The following is a 20887-nucleotide window of genomic DNA, read 5'->3' on the forward strand; positions in this document are numbered from 1 at the left end:
ACCACTCAATTTAAAAATAGTTTTGCTATAATAGTTAGGAAATCTATTAACTCTAGCAAGACACAAGGTGAATATTATGATGGATAATGATTTAAATCTCCCTTCAAAGGAGGAAACAGAAGCCAGTGTACAGATCTTCAAAGCATTTGGCAATGAGACTCGCTATAAGATCTTGTATTTATTATTTGAAAAACAACTTACAGTAAATGAGATCACCGAGGCGATCGGTATGACGCAATCAGCGGTCTCACATCAATTAAAGATCTTGCGCCAAACGGGACTAGTTTCCAGCAAGCGTGACGGGCAACACGTCTACTACACGCTAGCCGACAACCACATCATCACGATCTTCAAGCAAGTAGAAGAACACATCAACGAAGACTAATCACAGTGCGGAGGATTGCGCTCAGCTCCGTAGAAATAACTGCACCCCAACTCCGAGGCAAAAAACACCTCAAAGTTGGGGTGTTGCTATTTTCTAGAGGCTGCATTCTGGAGCACGACTATGAACAGGCTATGCAACAAGGGATCCACTGTGATACATATTTTTGTATCACAGTGGATCCCTTGTCATATCTCATATTCTTGTGTAGCTTATCTTACGCGCATGTAGAGCTTATCTACTGGGGCACGGTTACCATCGTGTCCAAATTGCGCTAATTTATTTTCAGGTGAATTATTCCAAGCCAAATAGTCTTGTTCATCTTCCCAGACATTCAACAAGAGGAATTGGAAATCCTTTTTCAAAGAGATCAACACTTTAGAAGCCTTCAACCCAAGGGGACGCGCAGCTTTGTTGTTCCAAGAATCAACAACTGCATTGAAAACTTTTTGTTGATCAGTATCTAAAGTCACATACCGCAATTCTAGTAGGCCGTCCCAATCCGTTTCACCGATCTCTTTTAAGACGCGATAATTCAAACCAGATTCAAACACTGTATGTTCACCGGAAATATCAACGAGCAAATATCCATCTTTATTGGCTAATGCACGATAAAGTAAAAAATTCCGGTCAGCGTAACGGTCTGAGATCGTCGTCAACATTTTTTCTGGTCCTAAGGCCAAATTAATTTCATTTAATGGCATAATTCATCCTTCTTTCAGCAGACTTACTTTATTAGTATAGCACTAGGACTATTCTAAACCTATTAGCTAAAAACTGCTAATTATTTCTTTGGATAACCCACAAAATGTAACTTACCACTGATGTATTCGCCTAAAAAGACCTCTGTACTGCTCTTAAAGCCGTTCTTTTGCAATTGCTCATCAAGCCAGGCTTCATCCCGTGAGATCATTTCTAAAATATCGTAATTGATGATCCCATCACTGATCAAGGGGTAGCGAATACTTTCATCATCACCGTATTCGAGCACTGTCAATTGGCCATTTTGTTCCAAAACGGCCCGTTTGACCCGCGCTAACTCATAGATCCCGTTGACCCGCAATCTAAACATCAATTCATCGGCCGTCACCCCGCGTTTTAAACAAGTTTCCACGTCGAGCTTGCCATTTTTGACTAAGATCGCTGGGCGTCCATCGATCATCACCTTGGCTAAGCGATTATGATTTTTTAAAAATTGCAAGACCATCACCACTAAAGTCCAAATGATGAGCACCATCAAAAACTGTAGCACCGTAATATCTTGATTATAAATGATCCCCCCGATGATCCCACCAAGTACGTAATTTTGTACTTGATCGAGTGCTGTCACTGGGGCTAAATTTCGTTTACCAACAATATTTATCTGTAAGATGATACATAACATCCCTAAAATAAATTTGCCAATTATCGGTCCATAAAATTCCACGTTAAAATCCCCCTATTGGATCGTAATATCTTTATTGATCAAATGCGTCCGGGCCAACTTATAACTGTTACGATCGACACTTAATTCGACCCGATAGTACTTATCTTTGACTTTCACGATGATCCCATCCGCAAGACTACGACTGTTGACAGCCACGTCTTTTGTACTGACACCTTCTTCACGTACAACCGAACGTAAAAATGGTTGGACCTGTGAAGTCGTTAATGTTTGCGTACGGTGTTGCTCATAGTTACTGTAGCCTAAGCCAAACAAGAAAAGCATCACCAGTAACATAATGATACTGATATCGCGGTATTTAGTATCTAAACGATTGCGTGAATACATCAAAACTGCAAACAATAATATAACTAAACCGATCGCAGCTAAGGTATAGATCACCAACTGATTTACCTCACGTTGATTTTGAAGATATTGTAAGGTATAAAATGTCATTTTCATTACCTCAGTCATTTTTTTATTTTTATGATACCGAGGAATTGTCTAAAATACTATACCTATTTTTTTGAATAAAAAATTAAAAATAGAAAAAAACTTCGCTGATCTATCCGACCAGCGAAGCTCTATTACTTAACATTATTTTTCTTTAAATTCGCCTTCGATCACACTATCATCTTCTGAATGGTGTGAATCTTTACGACCATTACTTGGTGCATCAGGTATAACTAAAGCGGCAATGAAGTAGATCAATAAACCAAGGACAATATTTCCCGGGAAAATGATCAAGATCGCACCAATGATCCGGGTGATCGCTTTATCCCAGCCAAAGTATTCTGCGACACCACCAAAGACACCTGAAACTACTTTATCATTTGATTTTGTTAATTCTTTTTTTGTTTTTGCCATCGCAACTTCATCCTTTCAATTAATTGATTTACTTTACCGTATTTTCGCCGGTTTGATTATCTAAAGTCAAGACATCAGCTTGATCTGCATTTTCTTCTAGTGTACCACCATTTGTCTGTTGTTGGTCATGTAATGTATTTTTACTATGTTTGTTGGTCAAACGGTAACCTTGTACTGTTACATTGCCGACACGGATCGCACCATTTGTGTTTTTGATCTCATATTTACCCTTGACTGTGATCGTATCGGCATCAAGATCTGGACTTGGCTCGGTGTCATCAACATCTTCGCTATCACTTTCATCATCGCTATACTCATAACCGTATTCGATGTCAGCTAATTGTGTACTCCCACCATTCAAGACTAGCCCGTCTTTATAGTAGACTCTGCCTCGACCTTCTGTTTTGACTTTGATGTTATTTAGTTCACCACCTGAAACCACTAGGTCTAGATCAGCCTCTGCAGTAAATTCTAATTTACCATTGTTGAGCTTAGAGTTGATGATCTGACCAGCGTCAATACCAGTATCAACGTCTGTTCTTTCTGCCGTCACTTCATTTAATTCAAGTTTTTTAGTGTGATTTAAGTCAAGCTCTAGCATTCCAACATTTAGTTTTTCCAAGTCGAGGTTATTATAGATACCTTCAACTTTTAACGTGCTCAATTTTACATTTTCGGGTACCGTAATGACTAATTTGCTATCGATCTTTGTGCGATGATCCGTAAAATCAAAGCTCACTGTACCAGATATATTACGCCCCCGAATGATCTTCAATGTTCCATTTTGATAACTGATCTTTGGTTCAAAGCGTGAACTTCCACTGTAAGAAACGCTATAATCAGAGCCTTGTCTGATATCAAGATCGACCGGCGCAAAATAACCCGACCCATTTTCGATCTCGATCCGATCAAATTCTTTTTTAGCATACGTCTTTTGAATATCTCTATCTTTTTTAACGGCTTGGACCTTTAAGCCATCGAATTCGACTGCCTTAACGCCGTGGAACACAGCGCCCACAATTGCGATCACGGCACCGATAGCTAAGATCAACCAACCAAATTTAAATGTCTTCTTCATGGTCACTGCCTCCTTTTTCTTTGCGTTTCTTACTCAAGTTATCATAGAGATACTTGGAGAAGTTGGCGATCCCTTGCAAGATCAAGCGGATCAACCAATAGACTAGCGGGATAACGACTAAAAGCCCCCCTAAGGCTAACAGCCCTAAGCCTAGATAAAAGAGCCCGACTGCCCAACTGCTAAATAGCATTGCGACCCCGATATAGATCAAGAGCCCCATTACAACTACACCGGCGCATAAGAGCACGCCAGCGCCAAAAACTAACCCTGCCAGTAAGACTAAGATCCCGATCAACACTGCGATCATGATCCCACCAAAACCTAAGAGGAATGGTGAAGCTAATAAAGCTAGTAAGATCAACCAGATCATCTTCACATTTGACTGTGGGGTCGCCGTGCGTTGATACTTGACTTCTTCATCGGTCGTCTTGATCGAATAATCAGCTAAGACTTTCCGACTCAATTGCCGTGGTGTGCCTAACCGTTCTTCGATCTGACTGCGGGTCTCTAACCCTGCATCATCGATAAATTCTGAATAAAACATAATGGCATCGGCACGTTCTTCTGGCGTTAAAGGTTGTAAGTATTCTTCTAATTCAGCCAGATATTTTTCCCTATTCATGTTGCCCCTCCTCATCTTGTGCATTTTGCTTGCGCTTATCCGCTGCGGCAAAGACAGCATCTAAACTTTCCTTATAATCATTCCACATTTTTTTGATACGTTGTAAATGGTTTTCCCCGCTCTCAGTGATCTTGTAGTAACGACGATTGCGTCCTTGATAAGGCGCATCGTATGTGGTCACATATTCTGCCTTTTGTAAGCGACGTAAGACCGGATACATCGTTGATTCTGAGATCGAGATCGCTTGCTGCATATCTTGTGTCAGCGCATATCCATAGTAATCTTGACTTTCTAACAAGGCTAAGACCAAACCATCTAATAGATCAGCTGTTACTTTGATTTCCATGCGGTTTTTCCCACCTTTCTTTTTTCTCTGTTATATCTTAACTTCACTAATATTATATGATGTATAATATATAGAGTCAACTAATATTGTAAAATAAATTAAATTTGATATAAAAAGCCCTAAGTAGGCTATAAAACCGCTTAGGACTAGGCTTTTATTTGATTTTTTGATTGATCTTTTTTATCTCTAACCATGTGGAAAGATAATTTCCAAGGTAAATAATGAGATAAATTCCCGTATACATCAGTAAAAAGCTAGCGATCCACAAAATATTATGAGGAAACCAGCCCGCCAGATAAGCTAACGGGAAAAAGCAGATCAATGTCACAAGATAATGAAGGAGCGACATCTTGAGCAAACTCCACTGTTCTTGTTTGAAGATCGATCCGGAAAAATAAAAAACATTTCCCATTAGAGCCCACAAAATGATCGAGCTTGCCATCGCTCTAACTGGGGTCGTAAATAGTTCCATAAACGTTGGCGTTGAGGGCATATATTCTCCCTGCCCCAAAATACTGGAAAAGATGACGGATAAGATCACCCCGATCGCGATCCCCAGGCAACTAGCATTAATTATCTTTTTAAATATTTTCATCTTAGATCCCTAGCCTTTCTTTGAGATTTTTGACACAACGTCTAGCCACAAAGGTCGTAGTACCATTTTTTAGTTTTAAAGCGATCGTTCCTTGCACAGTCAATTCCAAATGATCTAAATAATTCAAGTTAACAAATTCACTGCGACTGATCTTAACAAAATCCGGGGATAAAAGTTCAGCCACTTCATACAATTTCTTCTTTATCTGATAGCTACCGTGCTCGGTGATAGCATAGACCTTACCAGCTTGGCTATTTAAGGAAATGATCTGAGCTAAGGCTAACGGCTTAACGATCTGATCAGCATAGCCCCAAATTTGTTCATCATGCTCAAGTAGTTGGATGACTTGTTGTAACTTGGCCGTCAATTCATGCACATGAAATTCGGCCCATTCTTCGGGTAATTTAGGGTCGATCTCAAATTTACTTTTCATTTTGGCTTTCCCCCTTCCTTTAGCTAAATTCTAGCAAATATTAGGCTGATTTTCGCTAAAGACGCCTAAATGGTCGGTAATGATAGGCAAACGGTCTGAAAGTTAGCTCAAGCGGGCAAAATACGCATCCAAGCTATGTAGCTGAAACGTGTTCGACAGCACAACTCCTAGCAGATAACAGAAGATCCCCCATGATGCAAAAATACGCATCTGAGTTATATAGTGGAAACGTGTTCGACAATGCAACGCCTAGTAAATAACACGGAGAGCCCCACAATGCAAAATACGCATTATGGGGCTCTCCGTGTTATTCATACGGCGCTGACCGCATTGTCTCACACTCTTAAAATCTTATTTGAACATAGGTCACTACGGCCGCAAAAACTGCTGTTGCTATCAAAACAAAGCCTTTGCCCATGAGCTTTCCTAATTTTTCTTGAGCGATCATCTCATTGACCGGTTTTTCAAAGCCTACTCCGACCCACCAGGTCAATAAGACTACTGCTAATTTTCTAAACCAAGCCAGATCACCTAATAATAATGTTATCAACACCATTGCTACCACAGTAATAGCTGTGACTGGATATTGTTTTAATTTTTCTACCATTACGATTCCTTCTATTCATGTAATTCGAGGGGTAAGCCGTAGGGATCAAAGAAAAAGGTCATCAACTTACCATCAAAGTCATCACGCCGCAACGGCTCACATTTGACGCCTAACGCCAACAAACGCTTCCTTTCCGCTGCAACATCGTCACATTTGAAAGCCAAATGACGCAAACCCCTTGCCTCTCCAGTAGCTCCACTGACACGTTTTGGTGCATTGGGCCTGATGAATAACTCCAATACTAGCCCATCTTTAGCTACATTCAACAAAATATCATCTTTTTCGGGACGAACATGCTCAGATACGATCTTAAAGCCTAATTTGTCGACATAAAAATCAACTGCTTGCGCTCGATCACTACAAATGATCGCAATATGATGGACAAACATTACCCTTCACCAAATTCCAAATGACTGCCATTTTCATCGACAACACCGTATATCTTTTTACCTTCACATTGCCCTAGATCTAACTGTCCGTAGAGTTTTTCTTCATCCGTGATCTCCACGCCATGCATATTGGCTGCCATAAATTTGCGGATGATCGCCATTTCTTTTTCACGCAATTCAGATTTTTCTACGGCTTTGGCTAAAGTATAACCCTCATCGATAAAAACTTTGATCGAACCGACTTTGTACAACATTTCCCAGCTATACTTACGCACTGAATTCTTCTCATCAGCTAGCGACTTGATATAACCACGCTCTTCCCAATAGCGCAATTGCCGCCCTGTGACCCCTGTGATCTTACACATATCACCGATCCCGATCCGAATGTCATGGATAAAGTGGGGTTTGTGCATCTTGTGCTTCGTCTCTTTCAAGTTTCTTCCCCCTCGCAAATAATTTTCCTACTTTAGATTTTATATTGTTTAGGCGATTTGTCAACTATCTTGACAAAGTTGGTAAATAAGGTTTATAGTAGGCAACGCACATAAATTGAAAATAATATCTAAAATAATAAAGGAGTGAACTTGTTTGAATAATGCTACACATCCGACCGACATCAATGGCAATAGTTATAATCGTAATCTATTGGTCTTAGTTTTAATGGTCGGTTCTTTTTGTACTTTTTTGAATAGTACCTTGATGAACACTGCTTTTCCTGCGATCATGAAGGATTTTTCGATCTCAACGGCAACCGTTCAATGGTTAACGACTGGTTTTATGATGGTCAATGGGGTCATGATCCCGATCTCAGCTTGGTTGATCAACCGCTTCAGCTCAAAAACGATGTATCTCTGGGCGATGTTGACCTTTTTACTAGGGACAGTCGTTTCCTTTACCGCCCAAAATTTTGGAGTCCTTCTCGCCGGTCGTTTGATCCAAGGTATCGGGGTCGGCGTTTCAATGCCGTTACTTCAAACGATCATGCTCTCGATCTTTCCCCCGGAAAAACGTGGAGCTGCTATGGGGACGGTCGGACTTGTGATCGGGCTTGCACCAGCTTTAGGGCCAACACTTTCTGGGTGGATCGTCGATAACTGGACTTGGCGTGAATTATTCGGCATGATCATTCCGATCGTGATCGCCGTTATCATCTTAGCCTTCTTCTTTATGAAAAGCGTGGTGCCTAACACCCATCAAAAGATCGACGTCATTTCGATCATCACCTCAACGATCGGGTTTGGAGCATTATTATATGGCTTTTCTAAAGCTGGTAACGACGGCTGGAGCGATTTCTACGTCCTCGTCTATCTAGCTGTCGGGGCGATTTTTGTTGTTCTCTTTTGTTGGCGCCAATTAAAAATGGACGAACCTTTCTTGGACATCACAGTTTTCAAATATGGTGAATTTAGCCTGGCTGCGATCTTAAGTGGGGTGGCTAACTTGGCTTTAGTTGGTTCAGAAATGGTGATCCCACTTTACATCCAAAATATTCGCGGCGAATCCGCCTTTCATTCTGGCTTGATCTTATTACCCGGAGCTCTAGCAATGGGGATCATGTCACCGATCACGGGACGCTTATTTGACCGTTACGGAGCTAAATTCATGGCGCTTGCCGGGATGACGATGTTGACTTTAGGCTCGATCCCATTTCTTTTCATCACTAAAGAGACTTCGATCATGTTGATCATCGTCTTTTATGCGATCCGGATGTTTGGGATCTCCGCAACAATGATGCCCGTCACGACTTCAGGGATGAATGTCTTACCGTTCAATAAGATCTCTCACGGGACGGCGGTCAACAATACTTTCCGCCAAGTCTTAAGCTCGATCGGGACTGCGATCTTGATCTCCGTTTTGAGCTCGGTCACCAAAAACTCAATGCCAGCCCACAGTGTTTTGGTCCAAACACCGCTCAAATATGCTGACCTCGCTACTGGGGCTGTTTTGAATGGTTATCATGCTGCATTCTTTATTTCGATCCTCTTTGCAGCTGTCGCATTGTTCTTTGCTTTCTTCTTAAAGAAGGGCAATAATGCACCTAAAGTCACGATCACTAAAAAGGGGGCTAAGTAAATGAGTATCATTATTTTAGTTTTAGCCACGATCAGTTTCTTTTGTTTTACAGTCCTACCTACCCTTAAGCATCGCGTTTTATATGCTTTACTGTCATTGGCGATCATGGTGCTCTGTACCGGTGCGATCGTGTTAAATGATTCCTATAATTGGGGGATGAAAGTTCAAACGGTCACCAAAAAACAAAAACTCGTTTCTTCAGTCCCCGATCACCTCGATGTATTGCTGTACCAACCACTTGGTACTAAGTCAGAAAGAGTTTATCTCTACCACAATTCTTCTGATGAGAAGAAATTGCGCCAAACGCCAACGACTGATACGACTACCAAATACTCGCAAACTGGCAAAACTCCGCAATTAGTCGTAACTGAAGAGCGTTATGTCTACCAAAATGGCCTTTCCGAGCTTTTCTTTGGCATTTTAGACAATAATGATCGTCTCAAACATCGAACTTATGAATTCAAATTGACTGATAATTGGTTTGTTTTGAGCACTAAACAAGCTAAACAGCTTAAAAAATTACTCGAAGAACATGACACCGAGCTCAAGGAAAATATTTCCCAGGTAATTCAACAAGAATTAGCGCAGAAATTGCAACAAAACCCAACGATGTCTAGCACCGAACGGGAGAATGTGCTCAAAGAGTTACAAGAGCAAGCAACTCAACAGTTAGTCAAAAAATTGATCACTCAAGTTCAAACAAGTGATTCTTAAACTAAATTTAAGGCATATTTATAAACAAATTTAAGCAACTAGCGTATAGTTAAGACAGTATCAAGTTAAGATACCATCCAGAAAGGAACATCTATATGGATAAAAAGACTGATATTGTCTCTGCACAAGTTGTAGACGTAAAATCAAACAAGATCACCTTAAAAACTGAAGATGATGAAGTCATTGAAGTTGCCCGCCCTGACAGCGTGGCACATGACATGCTCTTCATCCAAACAATGAAAGACATCTTAAAGAGTGGGATCTGGATCCCTGTAAATAAAAAACTCAAACAACTTTTACGTTACGACTGGTTTGAAACCCCGGTCGAACAATACTCATTTTAATATAAAAAAGCATGCCAAAATTGTTTTGGCATGCTTTTTTGTGTAACTATGCAATTCTTACGTACTGTGCTCATAGTCGTGCTCCAGAATGCAACTCCTAGGAAATAAGCGCATTCTTGCGCACTGTGTTAGTTTACAAATTCCAATCTGATCCTGATCAAGAGAACAAAAAGTGTCAGTAAGATGACCAGCGTAAAGGAAATTACCAGCGCACCTTGATCTCTTGTCGGCTTCTGGAGAAACTTCTGTTGACTGAAACGTTGGTAAAAATAGATCAGTAACGCCCCTACAAAGTTTAAACTCAAGAGTTGTTGTACCAAAGCTAGACTCAAAAATAGTGGACTATCCGTGGCTGAGATCTTCCATAAACCCGCCGCTAACAATAAGTTGAGACCTGCAATGATCGTTACTAGAGCTAAACTAGGCATTGCTTGTAAAGTCGCTGGCAGACTTTTGCCAAGGTCAAGTGCGACCAAATATAGATATCCAAATAAGATCACACTTGAACCGATCCAGTAGCCTAATAAGATCTTCTTGTATACAGCTGGTCTTGCCAGTACTTGTTTCAACATTTTTCTCACCTATCTTTACTCATTTTTTCGGTCAACTTTCGAAAAAGATAATCAACAACGACTGATAATGTGACTAACGACTCGACCTTTTTTTCTTTGATAACGGAAAATGGCGTCACATAGTAATGCAAAGCAAAATCCGAATGACTCGCAAAGGTGTTCTCGCCTGCTCGGGTCATACTTACAAGGGGGACATTTTTTAGCGTCCACATGAAGATGTTTTCCTTGATATTTTCCGTCTCTCCACTAAGCGAGGCCAACAAAACTACATCTTGCGGCGTGATCATCTTCATCGCCATATCAAGCTCTGTCTTATTGGGGATCGTGATCGCCCGTTTACCTAGTTGCAACAGATTTTTAGCAAATTCATCTAAGATTCGCCGTTGCGAAAAACCCGTGCCGTAACAATAGATCGTTTGGGCCTCTTTGAGCTGGGCTGTCAGATCATCCCATTCGATATGTTCCAAGCCTTTGATCGTCTTAATGATATCTGAGACCTGGAGATCGGCAAACATCTCCGTAGCTGGCTTAGCCTCTTTAGTGCTCGTCTTTAAAAAGTATTTGAATTCTGAAAAACCAGTAAAGCCTAATTTCCTGACTAGGCGCAAAACTGTCGATTTAGAGGTATATGTGGCAGTTGCTAATTCAGTAATACTTATCTGTTGGATCTTTGGTCTGTTATCCAGCACATAACGCAAGACTGTCTTATCAAGATCTCCTAAGGCCTTTTGATGTTTTGTGATCAATTCTTCCAGTGTCATGTGCGTCCCCCTACTTTGTTTAACTATGCTAAATTATAGCATATTTCGCACAATCAACTAAAGCGATTACACTATTTGAGTTCTGGCCAAAAATCACGGTTGACTTCGATCAGATCATCCAAGATCTGTTTAGCGACACGCGCACTTGGAATGATCTTGGATAAAGTGAGGGCTTGCCATAATTTTTGATAGGAGTGTTCTTCCCAAGCTTCAACAACGAGCTTTTCGACTGCAACTTGTTGTTCCATCAAGCCCTTTTGGAAACGAGGGATCTGGCCTTGAACTAATGGCTCAGGTCCGTTTTTACCTACGATACATGGAACTTCGACCATCGCGGTTGGTTCAAAGTTACTCAAAGCACCGTTATTTTCCACGATCAACAGCATGCGTTCATGCGTATTGTAGGCGATCGCCCGTGCTAGATCCACGATATAGCTGGCATGTTCATCAACTTCTAAACTGGTATCTTTAGCTGTTCCGGCTTGTGCGATCTTTTCACATTCGCCAAAGACGTGTTTTTCACGCCCATTCATAACTTCATTTGTCCGAGTATATTCTGGATCGGCATGCTCAACTTCATCTTGTGAATAGAGATAGTATTTGAGATACGTATTTGGTAAGGTATCTGGATCGACTGCATAGACTTCACGGGCTTTAGCAAAGGTGTGCATCCAACTTGGATCAGTATGTTGTGATTCATGTTCACCTAATTCTTCTTTGAGTGAATAGCCGTATTTAGCTACGTGCTCTTTGATCTGTGGCATCAAGTCGTTGCCAGCATGATCTCTGATATCAGTCCACCAGCCAAAGTGATTTAAGCCGTAGTAGCGCACTTCCATCTCTTTGCGTGACTTGAGCCCGATCGCATGCGCCATCCGTTCTTCGATCCCGACCGGCATGTCACAAATGTTGATGATCTTAGAGTTAGGCCGTAACTTGCGTGTTGCTTCATCCACGATCGCTGCTGGGTTGGAATAGTTCAACATCCATGCATCTGGTGAATATTGTTCCATGTAGTCGATCAACTCTAAGACGCCCCCGATCGAACGCATCCCGTAAGCGATCCTCCCTGGTCCACAGGTCTCTTGCCCGATGACCCCATATTTAAGTGGGATCTTTTCATCTTTTTCACGCATCGCATATAGTCCGACACGAATATGAGCCATGACAAAATCTACGTCAGTAAAGGCTGTCTTTGGATCAGTTGTTGCAACAAAATCGATCTCGGGTGCCTTTTCTTTTAAAATGATCTCGCAAGCATCTGCGATCACTTTTTGACGCGATTCGAGATTATCATAAAACTTGATCTGACGGATCGGAAATTTATCTAAGTTCTCCAATAACATCAAGACGATCCCTGGAGTAAAGGTACTCCCACCACCAGCAATTACAACTGAAAACTTCTTATCCATGTTAAATTCCTCCTCTAATCACCAATGTTCATTAATTCTTCAAATTGTTCTCTGACTTAGGGCACATCTAAGCCCACGATCACTTGTAAAGCATTGCCATTTCGCACGACACCATGTGCGCCACCGGCTCTAAAGGCAGCATCATCTTCGACCAAAGCTGGATCTTTGACGGTCAAACGTAAGCGTGTCGCACAGTTGTTGACTTTTTCGATATTGTCACGTCCACCGACTGCTTCCAAATAGATCGCTGCTTGTTCCCGATAACGATTTGCTGGAGCCGCCTTTTCATCACTTTTACCCGCTTTTTTATCTTTGTAATCTTGCTTGGAGTAAAGCTTGATGTCAGCTTCCTTGTCGATATCGCGCCCTGGTGTCATAATGTTGAATTTTACGATCAAGAATTTGAAAACAACAAACCAGATAAATGTGAAACATAGTCCGATCACGATATGGATGAGCACCGTACCGGCATGATTTGAAAAGACTGGGATCCAGTTTCTCGTCAACAGATCGATCAAGCCCCCGCCCATATCACCAACAACACCAAATGTGTATAGTGTTGCTGCCAAAGTTGCAGCTAAAACAGCATGAACTGCAAACAATGGTGGTGATAGGAATAAGAACGTAAATTCTAACGGTTCAGTGATCCCGGACAAGACGGCTGTCAAGGTTACAGGGATCAACATGGAGAGCACTTTTTTACGATTCTCTGGCCGCGCTGTGAAGTAAAAGACTAACGCGATCCCTGGTGCCCCAAAGACTTTAGAGTTACCATGAAGAGCAAAACCACCTTCTGGGAACAGCGTCTTAAGCGGTTGGGTCGAACGTGAGAATTCGTTTAAGTGAGCAAACCAGTATTGTGTGATCCCACCTTCAACGACCGCGGGACCAAAGACAAATGGGGTATAAACAAAGTGATGCAAGCCTGTTGGGATCAAGATCCGTTCTAAGAAGGTGTAGATCCAGACTCCGACTACGCCTGAAGTAGCTAAGATCGCTTGTAATGAGCTGATCCCAAATTGGATCTTAGGCCAGATATAGCAGGTCAATAAGGCGATCGGTAACATTGCAAAAAATCCTAAAACAACAACATAAGATGATCCTTGGAAGATCCCTAAGAAATCAGGTAATTTCTTTTCAAAATAGCGATTGTGCAAGTAGACCACGATCGCTGAGATAAAGATCGCACCGATGATCCCAGTATCTAACGTCTTGATCCCGGCGATCAGCTTCAATCCACTTTCGCCACCAGCTGCTTGTTTGAAATTAACGCCAAAACTTGAGCCAAATAATTGCAACATTGTGCTGATGAAATAATTAAAGGTCAAATATGTGACTACGGCTTCCATTACCGCCCGCGCATTAGCCGTTTTAGCTTGACCCTATCGGTAGACCGATCACAAACAAGAGCTCCATGTTGTTAAAAACAGTCCAAGAACCATTTTCAACGATCTTCCAAAAGTTATACCAGATCGTGCCTTCTTTAGCTAGATCACCGACTAAAACTGGATTCGTCGCTACGATCGCGATCGAGACCATGATCCCGGCAAACGAGAAAAGCAAGACTGGCGTAAACATTGCGCCCCCAAAGCGCTGGATCTTCTCCATCATAAAACTTCACTACCTTTCCTAAAAAACTTTAGCTTTTCTTACCAAACTAAGCATACCATTTTAATGTATCCGTTTTCATCATTTTCTAGTAAAGTGGCATTTCCTTTCCTCTAGTGGGATAAAGTGTCAACTTGTGGGAATTTTCCCAAAAAAATATCCGCTAAGCAGATATCTGCCTAGCGGATATAACGCTACTAGAATTTAGTTTTTTCCACCAACAACTTGTTGTTATCTTCTAATTTCTTAGCGATGTCTTGGATAAATTTGACGGCATTTTTATACTCGTCACTGGACATATCGACTGAACCAAAGAAACCAGTGACACGGCCCTTGATCTGATCTTCCAATTCAAGTGCTTTGTCAGTCAAAGTGATATAAACTTTGCGTCCATCAGCCTTTGTCTTCGTACGAGTTACCCAGCCTTCTTTTTCCATGCGCTTCAATAAAGGTGTCAATGTACCTGTATCGAGTTTCAAACGTAGACCTAGATCACGAATGATCATCTTTTCTTTACTTTCCCATAAAACTAATAACGTGATGTATTGTGCATAGGTCAAGTTATACTTCTTCAAGGCTTCAGTATAGAAACGATTATAAAAGCGTTGTGCTGTGTAGATCGAAAAGCACAATTCATCTTCCAAATGGTTGGGTTTATGCTCAAACATAGTCAAAATCCTCTCTTAGTTCTTCCCTGTATTTTTGGCATACGCCGGCTCAACAACGACGAAGCGTCGCGGTTCATTACCGCTCGAATAGGTTTTGACCTCGGTATTTCTAGCCAAAGCAGCGTGGATGATCTTTCTTTCAAACGAAGGCATTGGATCCAACCGTTGCCGCCGGTCTTGGCGAATTGCATCCCGTGCAACTTTTCGTGCTAAAAACTGGAGTGTTTCTTTGCGTCGCGCCCGGTAATCAGCCGCATCTAAGATGACTTGGACCTTCCTTTTGCTCTTCCTATCCAAGAAATCCTGGGCTAACAACTGTAACGCATTGAGCGTTTTTCCGTGGCGCCCGATCAAGCTACCTTCCTGCTCGGTTTCAAAATTATAGGTCACGACCCGTTTTTCCACCACCACATCTATCGTTGTCTTGATCCCCATCTTCTGTGTGACATCTGCCAAATAGTAACCTAATTCGTGCAGATATTTCTCCCAGTCTTCAACCTTTTGTTTTGCAACAGCCACTTTTTTAGCGTGTGGTCGTCCAGCATTTTTATGTGTTGTTTCTTCCTTAACAACGAGTTCCACCTCAGCTGGTTTCTTGCCAAACCCTAAAAAGCCTTTTCTTCCTTCGCTGATAACTTTTACTTCGACCTGCGCTTTTAGTCTTATGCAATTCCTCTAAGCCAGATCTAATTGCATCTTGTGTTGTCTTGCCCCAAAATTTCACATCGTTTCCCCCTAAATAAAGCAATAAACTACATTTTTCAAAAAAGTGATCAACAAAAATAGCAGACTAACTCGTCCACAACTCATTTAGTAGTATAGCATACTTATATTGTGTTTCACACAAATATTAGACGTGAAAATGCTTTTATTCAAAAAAGATTAATTTTCTTTGATTTGTAAGCACTCGAAAAGTGGACATTTACTTAATTATGGTATAATCGAGGCGTGTAGTACACAATAATTCAATAAAGGATAGGTGGGAATTTATGAGTTTGATGAACACATACACACTTGCAAATGGCGTTAAGATTCCAGTTTTGGGCTTTGGTACCTGGCAAACTCCAGCCGGTAAAACAGCAACAGATTCTGTTTTAGCCGCATTGGATGCCGGGTTTACCCATATTGATACAGCTGAAATGTACGGCAACGAAAAAAGTATCGGTCAAGCCGTCAAAGCAAGCGGAATCGCTCGTAATGACCTTTTTATCACAAGCAAATTGGATAATCAGGCTCATACTTACGAACTGGCTACTCAAGCCCTTGATCGTTCTTTATCCGACCTTGAGACCGATTATTTGGACTTATTTTTGATCCATTGGCCTAATCCAAAGGCCTTTCGTGACCAAGACTGGAAAAAACATCTCCAAGAAACTTGGCGTGCTTTAGAAGATGCCTATAAAGCTGGCAAAGTCAGAGCTATCGGCGTTTCAAACTTCAAGCCAAAGCACCTTGAGATCTTGGCTGAGACACAAACGATCCAGCCGATGGTCGACCAGATCCGAATCTGCCCAGGTGACGTCGATCGACCGACCATTGATTACTGTCAACAGCACGATATTTTATTGGAAGCTTACAGTCCATTTGGAACCGGTCAGATTTTTAATGACGAAACACTAAAAGCTCTAGCAGAAACAAAGGGCCAATCTGTCGCTCAGATCTGCTTACGCTGGTCGTTACAACACGGCTATTTGCCACTACCAAAATCCGTCCATCCGGCTCGGATCAAAGAAAATACTGAAGTCTTTGATTTTGAATTGACCGAAAGCGAAATGCAACAGATCGATGCCTTACAGGGCGTTGCGGGCTTTGCAACTGACCCTGATACGGCCGATTTTTAAAGATCCTAAGGGGGAATTTTCGATGGGGAAAAAAACAACTGTCAATGAGGCTTTGCTAAAAGATGATCTCTACCAAGCCGTCAATGGTGAATGGCTCAAGACCGCCGTGATCCCAGCAGATAAGGCAACTACTGGGGGCTTTGCCGACTTGGCCGATAATATCGAAGAAACGTTGATGTCTGATTTTGGCAAGATGTTGACAGGCCAAGTTCGACCACAGACTAAAGAAATGGCAGAATTTGTGAAATTCTACCGCCTTGCATCTGATTTTGAAGCTCGTAACAAGGCTGGCTTTGTTCCAGCTAAAAAGTATCTAGATAAGATCTTAGCCTTAAAAGATCTAAAAGCTTGGCAAGATGCTTTACCGGATCTGTTCCTTGAGAGCTATGATGCACCGTTTGAACTCTATGTTTCACCGGATATGAAAGATACTAAACATTACGCGCTCCATGCTGATGTGCCATCTTTATTTTTACCCGATAAGACCTACTATGAACCTGGCAATGAACAAGCGAAAACATTGCTTCAGATCTTAGAACAGATGCTGACTGAACTCTTCAAGTTAGCTGGTTATGATGAAGAATTTAGCCAAAAGACGATCAAACAAGCTTTGGCTTACGACAAAAAGCTGGCTCCTTTCCAAAAGGACAGCACTGAACGCGCCGATTACGTCAAATCCTACAACAAGTACACTTTCCAAGATTTCGTAGCGTTGAGCGAACATGTTGATCTCGCTAAAGTCGTGACGGCTTTACTTGGAAAAGCACCTGAACAAGTGATCGTCAGCGAACCTAAATACTATGCAGCCTTAAATGAATTAGTCAACGAACAAAACTTTGAGAGCATGCGGAGCTGGTTATTTGTCAAAACACTGCTCGATCTGACTGGGTTATTGAGCGATGAGATCCGGGTTTTAGGTGGCACCTATAACCGGGCGCTCTCTGGTTCAAAAGAGGCGATGAAACCGCAAAAAGCTGCCTTTTACTTAGCTACGAACCAATACAGTCAAGTAGTCGGGCTCTATTATGCCCATAAATACTTCGGTGCTCAAGCTAAAGCCGATGTGCACCACATGGTCGAAAAGATGATCGCCGTCTATAAGAAACGACTGGAAGAAAATGAATGGTTAAGCGATGAAACGCGTAAAAAAGCGATCGTCAAATTAGATGCACTCGGGATCAATGTCGGCTATCCCGATGAACTCGATCCCCTTTACTCCAAGTTTATCGTCAATGATGACTTAAACTTAGTTGATAACGTGACGAATTTCACCAAGATCGCAACTAAGCGTCATTTTGAACGGATCGATGAAGAGGTCGACCGCACACGTTGGGAGATGCCCGCACACATGGTCAACGCTTACTATCATCCTTCATTTAACATCATTGTCTTCCCAGCAGCGATCTTACAAGCGCCATTTTACAGCCTTGAACAATCTTCAAGTGCCAATTATGGCGGGATCGGTGCCGTTATCGCCCATGAGATCTCTCATGCGTTTGATAACAACGGGGCTCAATTTGACGAACACGGGAACTTAGCTAATTGGTGGACTAAAGAAGATCTAGCCCACTTCCAAAAATTAGCCGAAAAAATGATCGCACAATTTGACGGCTTAGAATTGCCCGCTGGAAAAGTCAACGGCAAGCTCGTCGTTTCCGAAAACATTGCGGATGCAGGTGGGTTGAGCTGTGCGCTTGAAGCCGCCAAAAGTGAACCGGATGCTGATCTGCGTGAATTCTTCATCAACTGGGCTCGGATCTGGGGGATGAAGTCTGCACCAGAACGGGAAAAACTCCTGTTAGCGATCGATGTTCATGCCCCCCATGTCTTACGGGCAAATATCCAGCCGCGTAACTTAGACGACTTCTACCAAGTCTTTAACGTTCGACCAGGCGATGGGATGTATCTAGCACCCGACAAACGGATCGCTATTTGGTAATAAACACAATGATCAATAACAAGAGCCACCACGGAATATCGTGGTGGCTCTTTCTTGTTCCCAAAACATTTTATTTCATTAGAAATTGATGTTATTATAATAGAAAAATTAAAAAGGGACTGAGCTAAATGCGGATCGTTAGTATATGCTTTAGATGGTCATGTTATTTGTTGTTTGGTGCGCTCGCTTTGGTAGCGCTCTTGATGTATCTTGATGCACTCGTTTTTTACCCCAGCTTTGCATATCATTTTGAGTTCTATCAGCTTTATTTCGTGATCACTTTATTATTACTGCCATTTTTTCGTCTCAGACATCCACGCCTGTTCATCAGTGATGATCAATTTGTCTCTTTACGACAAAAGGCTTTAGATCAACACCACCAAGACGTCGCTTCCCATTATTGCGGTGGCCGCTGGGATTCAAGTGGCGTGCGGGTCAATCCCTTTGAGTACACCTCACCTTATACCCAATCCTATGATGGCGCCACCGGCTTAGCTTACAGTTTAGCCAAGAGCTTTTTTATGAGCCTACTTTTCTTGCTGTTTGCTCCGCTCTTTTATCTTGGTATCTTGATCTATCAAAAAATACACTAAAATACACAGAGAGACCCACCGCGATAATACGCAGTGGGTCTCTGCTGATCAGTGGAATGAACTCTTTGGATCTAAAACCATGGCTTCAGCTAATGCAACTTCATTATACAAATCATATAGGTCGGTCGAATCAACTTCCCCTTCCTCCAGTAATCCTGCCAAATACTCACGTTCAATATAAAATGACCATAACAAGGCTTGTTGCTCTAAGGAACGTTCGACCTTGTTAAAGGCTGGACGGCGTGAAACGTAGAACCACTGTTGCCAAAATTGCCGCAAGCTGGTCTCTGAATTTTGGTCACGCAGATCATAGATCACACTTTGCCTGACCTTTTCTGGCAGATACATCTGTTCAACTTCACTGATCGCTCGATTGACCATCTCTTGGCGATACTTTTTCTTTTCGCCTGTATCATGCTCTTCTTTTGGCAAAATAAACCAGAAAACGATGCTTGGAACTAACATACTCAAAATGATCATTACTGATTCAGACATGATGACCAGGTTGAATTGATTTGAACTTAGTCCCAAACTTGCAGCCATAAAGACAAGCGCTAAAGTAACGGCCCCATGAACACCACCTAACGAAAAGATCAAAGCGCTATGGTGACCACGTTTCATGATCAGTAAAACGTAGAGGTACCGAACAAGCAAATTCATGGCATACAAGACGATCCCAGCTGTGATCCAGATCCATGATGAGAAGGTCACATCTTCGTCCATAATGATCCGGACAAAGTTTAAGCCTAAGATCAAAAAGACGGCATTATTCAATAATTCTTGCACTAAGGAAAAAATATTATTTCCCAAATAGAATTGATGCATATCACTGAAACGACTCCGCTGCGCTTCACTGTTATGCAATAAGCCAGCACATACAACGGCAATGATCCCTGATACATGGATCTCTTCAGCTAAGACATAAATGATAAATGGTAATGCAACAGCTAACATGATCTAGGCATTGACTGCATTATCAAAAGGCAAGCGGATCAAGGCTTGGCGGAAGAAGATCGCAATAAAAGCAATAATAGCACCAAACAGTGCACCACCGATCGCTGCAAATAAGAAGTTTATGATCGTGGACCCATAATCGATCTCTCCGCGCAATAAGAACAGCACCGTCGCATTCAATAAGATGATCCCAGAAGCATCATTGAACAAGGCTTCCATCTTTAGCATGTTTTTTTCACCCTTAGGAAGCTGTAGCCCTTCCGAAACAGATTCCGTCGCCGTCGCATCAGTTGGGGTACTGATCGCTGCCATCACTAATGCTAGCGACAAGCCGATCCCCGTGATATACGAGAGTGCAAAACCCGTTACGACTGTACTTATGACTACTAAAACAACTACGATCCCCAAGATAGTTTTGAGTTTGTGCCCCACACGATTGAGATTCATCGCCTGTCCCTCAAAAAATAGCAATGGCGCAATGATCGTGATCATAAAGACCTCAGGCTCAAACTCGGGGATCATATTGTTGAAAAAGGGGATGCTAGCAATTATCGCGCCAACGGCCATACTGACATAATTTTCCGAGATCTTTGGAAAAAACTGCGCTAAAATACTAGCTGCTATCGATGCAAAAATCAATAGTAGCCACCCACTTAATTCGTGCAT

At 41.9% G+C, this 20887-nt stretch carries 24 protein-coding genes and 2 pseudogenes; 7 read left to right on the forward strand and 19 right to left on the reverse strand.

Annotated elements, in window-relative coordinates; all coding sequences use genetic code 11:
* The first annotated feature begins 76 nt into the window (after window positions 1-76).
* Window positions 77-385, forward strand: coding sequence for an ArsR/SmtB family transcription factor (locus ABT996_RS02465; RefSeq protein ID WP_035447123.1), 309 nt, complete (start codon window positions 77-79; stop codon window positions 383-385).
* A gap of 209 nt (window positions 386-594) precedes the next feature.
* Here ABT996_RS02465 and ABT996_RS02470 read toward each other — a convergent pair whose 3' ends face one another.
* The 12 genes from ABT996_RS02470 to ABT996_RS02525 all read right to left on the reverse strand — a co-directional run bounded on the left by ABT996_RS02470 (window position 595) and on the right by ABT996_RS02525 (window position 7176).
* The gene (locus tag ABT996_RS02470; RefSeq protein ID WP_010689944.1) at window positions 595-1086 is read right to left on the reverse strand and encodes an antibiotic biosynthesis monooxygenase; all 492 of its coding nucleotides are present in this window, start codon (window positions 1084-1086) and stop codon (window positions 595-597) included.
* An 80-nt stretch (window positions 1087-1166) separates the two neighbouring features.
* A complete protein-coding gene (locus ABT996_RS02475) occupies window positions 1167-1808 on the reverse strand; it encodes a DUF421 domain-containing protein (protein WP_010689945.1) in 642 nt (213 codons plus the stop codon).
* A gap of 12 nt (window positions 1809-1820) precedes the next feature.
* Complete coding sequence (locus ABT996_RS02480; protein ID WP_035447121.1) at window positions 1821-2261, reverse strand: DUF3290 domain-containing protein; 441 nt, start codon at window positions 2259-2261, stop codon at window positions 1821-1823.
* A gap of 141 nt (window positions 2262-2402) precedes the next feature.
* Window positions 2403-2672, reverse strand: a complete 270-nt coding sequence (locus ABT996_RS02485; RefSeq protein ID WP_035447119.1) for a PspC domain-containing protein — start codon at window positions 2670-2672, stop codon at window positions 2403-2405.
* Between the two features lie 28 nt (window positions 2673-2700).
* The gene (locus ABT996_RS02490; protein ID WP_035447116.1) at window positions 2701-3750 is read right to left on the reverse strand and encodes a DUF4097 family beta strand repeat-containing protein; all 1050 of its coding nucleotides are present in this window, start codon (window positions 3748-3750) and stop codon (window positions 2701-2703) included.
* Window positions 3734-4372, reverse strand: coding sequence for a DUF1700 domain-containing protein (locus ABT996_RS02495; protein WP_010689953.1), 639 nt, complete (start codon window positions 4370-4372; stop codon window positions 3734-3736). The genes ABT996_RS02490 and ABT996_RS02495 overlap by 17 nt, the downstream gene beginning before the upstream one ends.
* Window positions 4365-4718 carry a PadR family transcriptional regulator gene (locus tag ABT996_RS02500; protein ID WP_010689954.1) on the reverse strand — a complete coding sequence of 118 codons (354 nt, stop codon included), beginning with the start codon at window positions 4716-4718 and terminating at the stop codon, window positions 4365-4367. The genes ABT996_RS02495 and ABT996_RS02500 overlap by 8 nt, the downstream gene beginning before the upstream one ends.
* Before the next feature lie 154 nt (window positions 4719-4872).
* Window positions 4873-5313: a DUF3021 domain-containing protein gene (locus ABT996_RS02505; RefSeq protein WP_010689955.1), complete on the reverse strand. Its 441-nt coding sequence runs from the start codon at window positions 5311-5313 to the stop codon at window positions 4873-4875.
* Window position 5314: 1 nt separating this feature from the next.
* Window positions 5315-5746: a LytTR family DNA-binding domain-containing protein gene (locus ABT996_RS02510; RefSeq protein WP_035447114.1), complete on the reverse strand. Its 432-nt coding sequence runs from the start codon at window positions 5744-5746 to the stop codon at window positions 5315-5317.
* A gap of 343 nt (window positions 5747-6089) precedes the next feature.
* Window positions 6090-6353: a hypothetical protein gene (locus ABT996_RS02515; RefSeq protein ID WP_035447111.1), complete on the reverse strand. Its 264-nt coding sequence runs from the start codon at window positions 6351-6353 to the stop codon at window positions 6090-6092.
* Window positions 6354-6364: 11 nt separating this feature from the next.
* Window positions 6365-6742, reverse strand: a complete 378-nt coding sequence (gene gloA2 / locus ABT996_RS02520) for an SMU1112c/YaeR family gloxylase I-like metalloprotein (RefSeq protein WP_010689962.1) — start codon at window positions 6740-6742, stop codon at window positions 6365-6367.
* Window positions 6742-7176 carry a MerR family transcriptional regulator gene (locus ABT996_RS02525; RefSeq protein ID WP_010689963.1) on the reverse strand — a complete coding sequence of 145 codons (435 nt, stop codon included), beginning with the start codon at window positions 7174-7176 and terminating at the stop codon, window positions 6742-6744. Before ABT996_RS02525 ends, gloA2 begins: the two co-directional genes overlap by 1 nt.
* Window positions 7177-7330: 154 nt before the next feature.
* On the opposite strand from ABT996_RS02525, the gene ABT996_RS02530 reads away from it, so the two are divergent.
* The 3 genes from ABT996_RS02530 (at window position 7331) to ABT996_RS02540 (ending at window position 9873) form a co-directional block, all read left to right on the forward strand.
* Entirely contained in the window at window positions 7331-8815 is a 1485-nt protein-coding gene (locus ABT996_RS02530; RefSeq protein WP_010689964.1) for an MDR family MFS transporter, read from the forward strand.
* Window positions 8816-9529 carry a DUF4811 domain-containing protein gene (locus tag ABT996_RS02535; protein ID WP_035447108.1) on the forward strand — a complete coding sequence of 238 codons (714 nt, stop codon included), beginning with the start codon at window positions 8816-8818 and terminating at the stop codon, window positions 9527-9529. It abuts the gene before it with no gap.
* 95 nt (window positions 9530-9624) lie between these two features.
* Window positions 9625-9873 carry a hypothetical protein gene (locus tag ABT996_RS02540; protein WP_010689967.1) on the forward strand — a complete coding sequence of 83 codons (249 nt, stop codon included), beginning with the start codon at window positions 9625-9627 and terminating at the stop codon, window positions 9871-9873.
* Window positions 9874-10001: 128 nt separating this feature from the next.
* Here the strand turns inward: ABT996_RS02540 and ABT996_RS02545 are convergent, their stop codons facing one another.
* The 6 genes and pseudogenes from ABT996_RS02545 to jag form a co-directional block, all read right to left on the reverse strand.
* A complete protein-coding gene (locus ABT996_RS02545; RefSeq protein WP_010689969.1) occupies window positions 10002-10445 on the reverse strand; it encodes a hypothetical protein in 444 nt (147 codons plus the stop codon).
* A gap of 5 nt (window positions 10446-10450) precedes the next feature.
* A complete protein-coding gene (locus tag ABT996_RS02550; RefSeq protein WP_035447105.1) occupies window positions 10451-11206 on the reverse strand; it encodes a MurR/RpiR family transcriptional regulator in 756 nt (251 codons plus the stop codon).
* A gap of 71 nt (window positions 11207-11277) precedes the next feature.
* Window positions 11278-12618 carry a 6-phospho-alpha-glucosidase gene (locus ABT996_RS02555; protein ID WP_035447102.1) on the reverse strand — a complete coding sequence of 447 codons (1341 nt, stop codon included), beginning with the start codon at window positions 12616-12618 and terminating at the stop codon, window positions 11278-11280.
* Between the two features lie 56 nt (window positions 12619-12674).
* Window positions 12675-14229, reverse strand: a pseudogene (locus ABT996_RS02560) (alpha-glucoside-specific PTS transporter subunit IIBC).
* Window positions 14230-14423: 194 nt separating this feature from the next.
* Window positions 14424-14894, reverse strand: coding sequence for a MarR family winged helix-turn-helix transcriptional regulator (locus ABT996_RS02565; RefSeq protein ID WP_010689977.1), 471 nt, complete (start codon window positions 14892-14894; stop codon window positions 14424-14426).
* A 15-nt stretch (window positions 14895-14909) separates the two neighbouring features.
* Window positions 14910-15560 carry an RNA-binding cell elongation regulator Jag/EloR gene (jag, locus tag ABT996_RS02570; RefSeq protein WP_225361388.1) on the reverse strand — a complete coding sequence of 217 codons (651 nt, stop codon included), beginning with the start codon at window positions 15558-15560 and terminating at the stop codon, window positions 14910-14912.
* A gap of 323 nt (window positions 15561-15883) precedes the next feature.
* Here jag and ABT996_RS02575 point away from each other — a divergent pair, with 323 nt between their 5' ends.
* The 3 genes from ABT996_RS02575 to ABT996_RS02585 all read left to right on the forward strand — a co-directional run bounded on the left by ABT996_RS02575 (window position 15884) and on the right by ABT996_RS02585 (window position 19267).
* A complete protein-coding gene (locus ABT996_RS02575) occupies window positions 15884-16735 on the forward strand; it encodes an aldo/keto reductase (protein WP_010689979.1) in 852 nt (283 codons plus the stop codon).
* A gap of 22 nt (window positions 16736-16757) precedes the next feature.
* Entirely contained in the window at window positions 16758-18674 is a 1917-nt protein-coding gene (locus tag ABT996_RS02580) for a M13 family metallopeptidase (protein ID WP_035447099.1), read from the forward strand.
* Window positions 18675-18802: 128 nt separating this feature from the next.
* Entirely contained in the window at window positions 18803-19267 is a 465-nt protein-coding gene (locus tag ABT996_RS02585) for a hypothetical protein (RefSeq protein ID WP_066024264.1), read from the forward strand.
* Window positions 19268-19315: 48 nt separating this feature from the next.
* On the opposite strand, the pseudogene ABT996_RS02590 reads toward ABT996_RS02585, so the two are convergent.
* Window positions 19316-20887: pseudogene (locus tag ABT996_RS02590) on the reverse strand (cation:proton antiporter).

The sequence above is a fragment of the Ligilactobacillus sp. RTP31139st1_D10_RTP31139_211217 genome, from assembly GCF_040226755.1.
GTDB classification, from domain to species: Bacteria; Bacillota; Bacilli; order Lactobacillales; family Lactobacillaceae; genus Ligilactobacillus; species Ligilactobacillus animalis.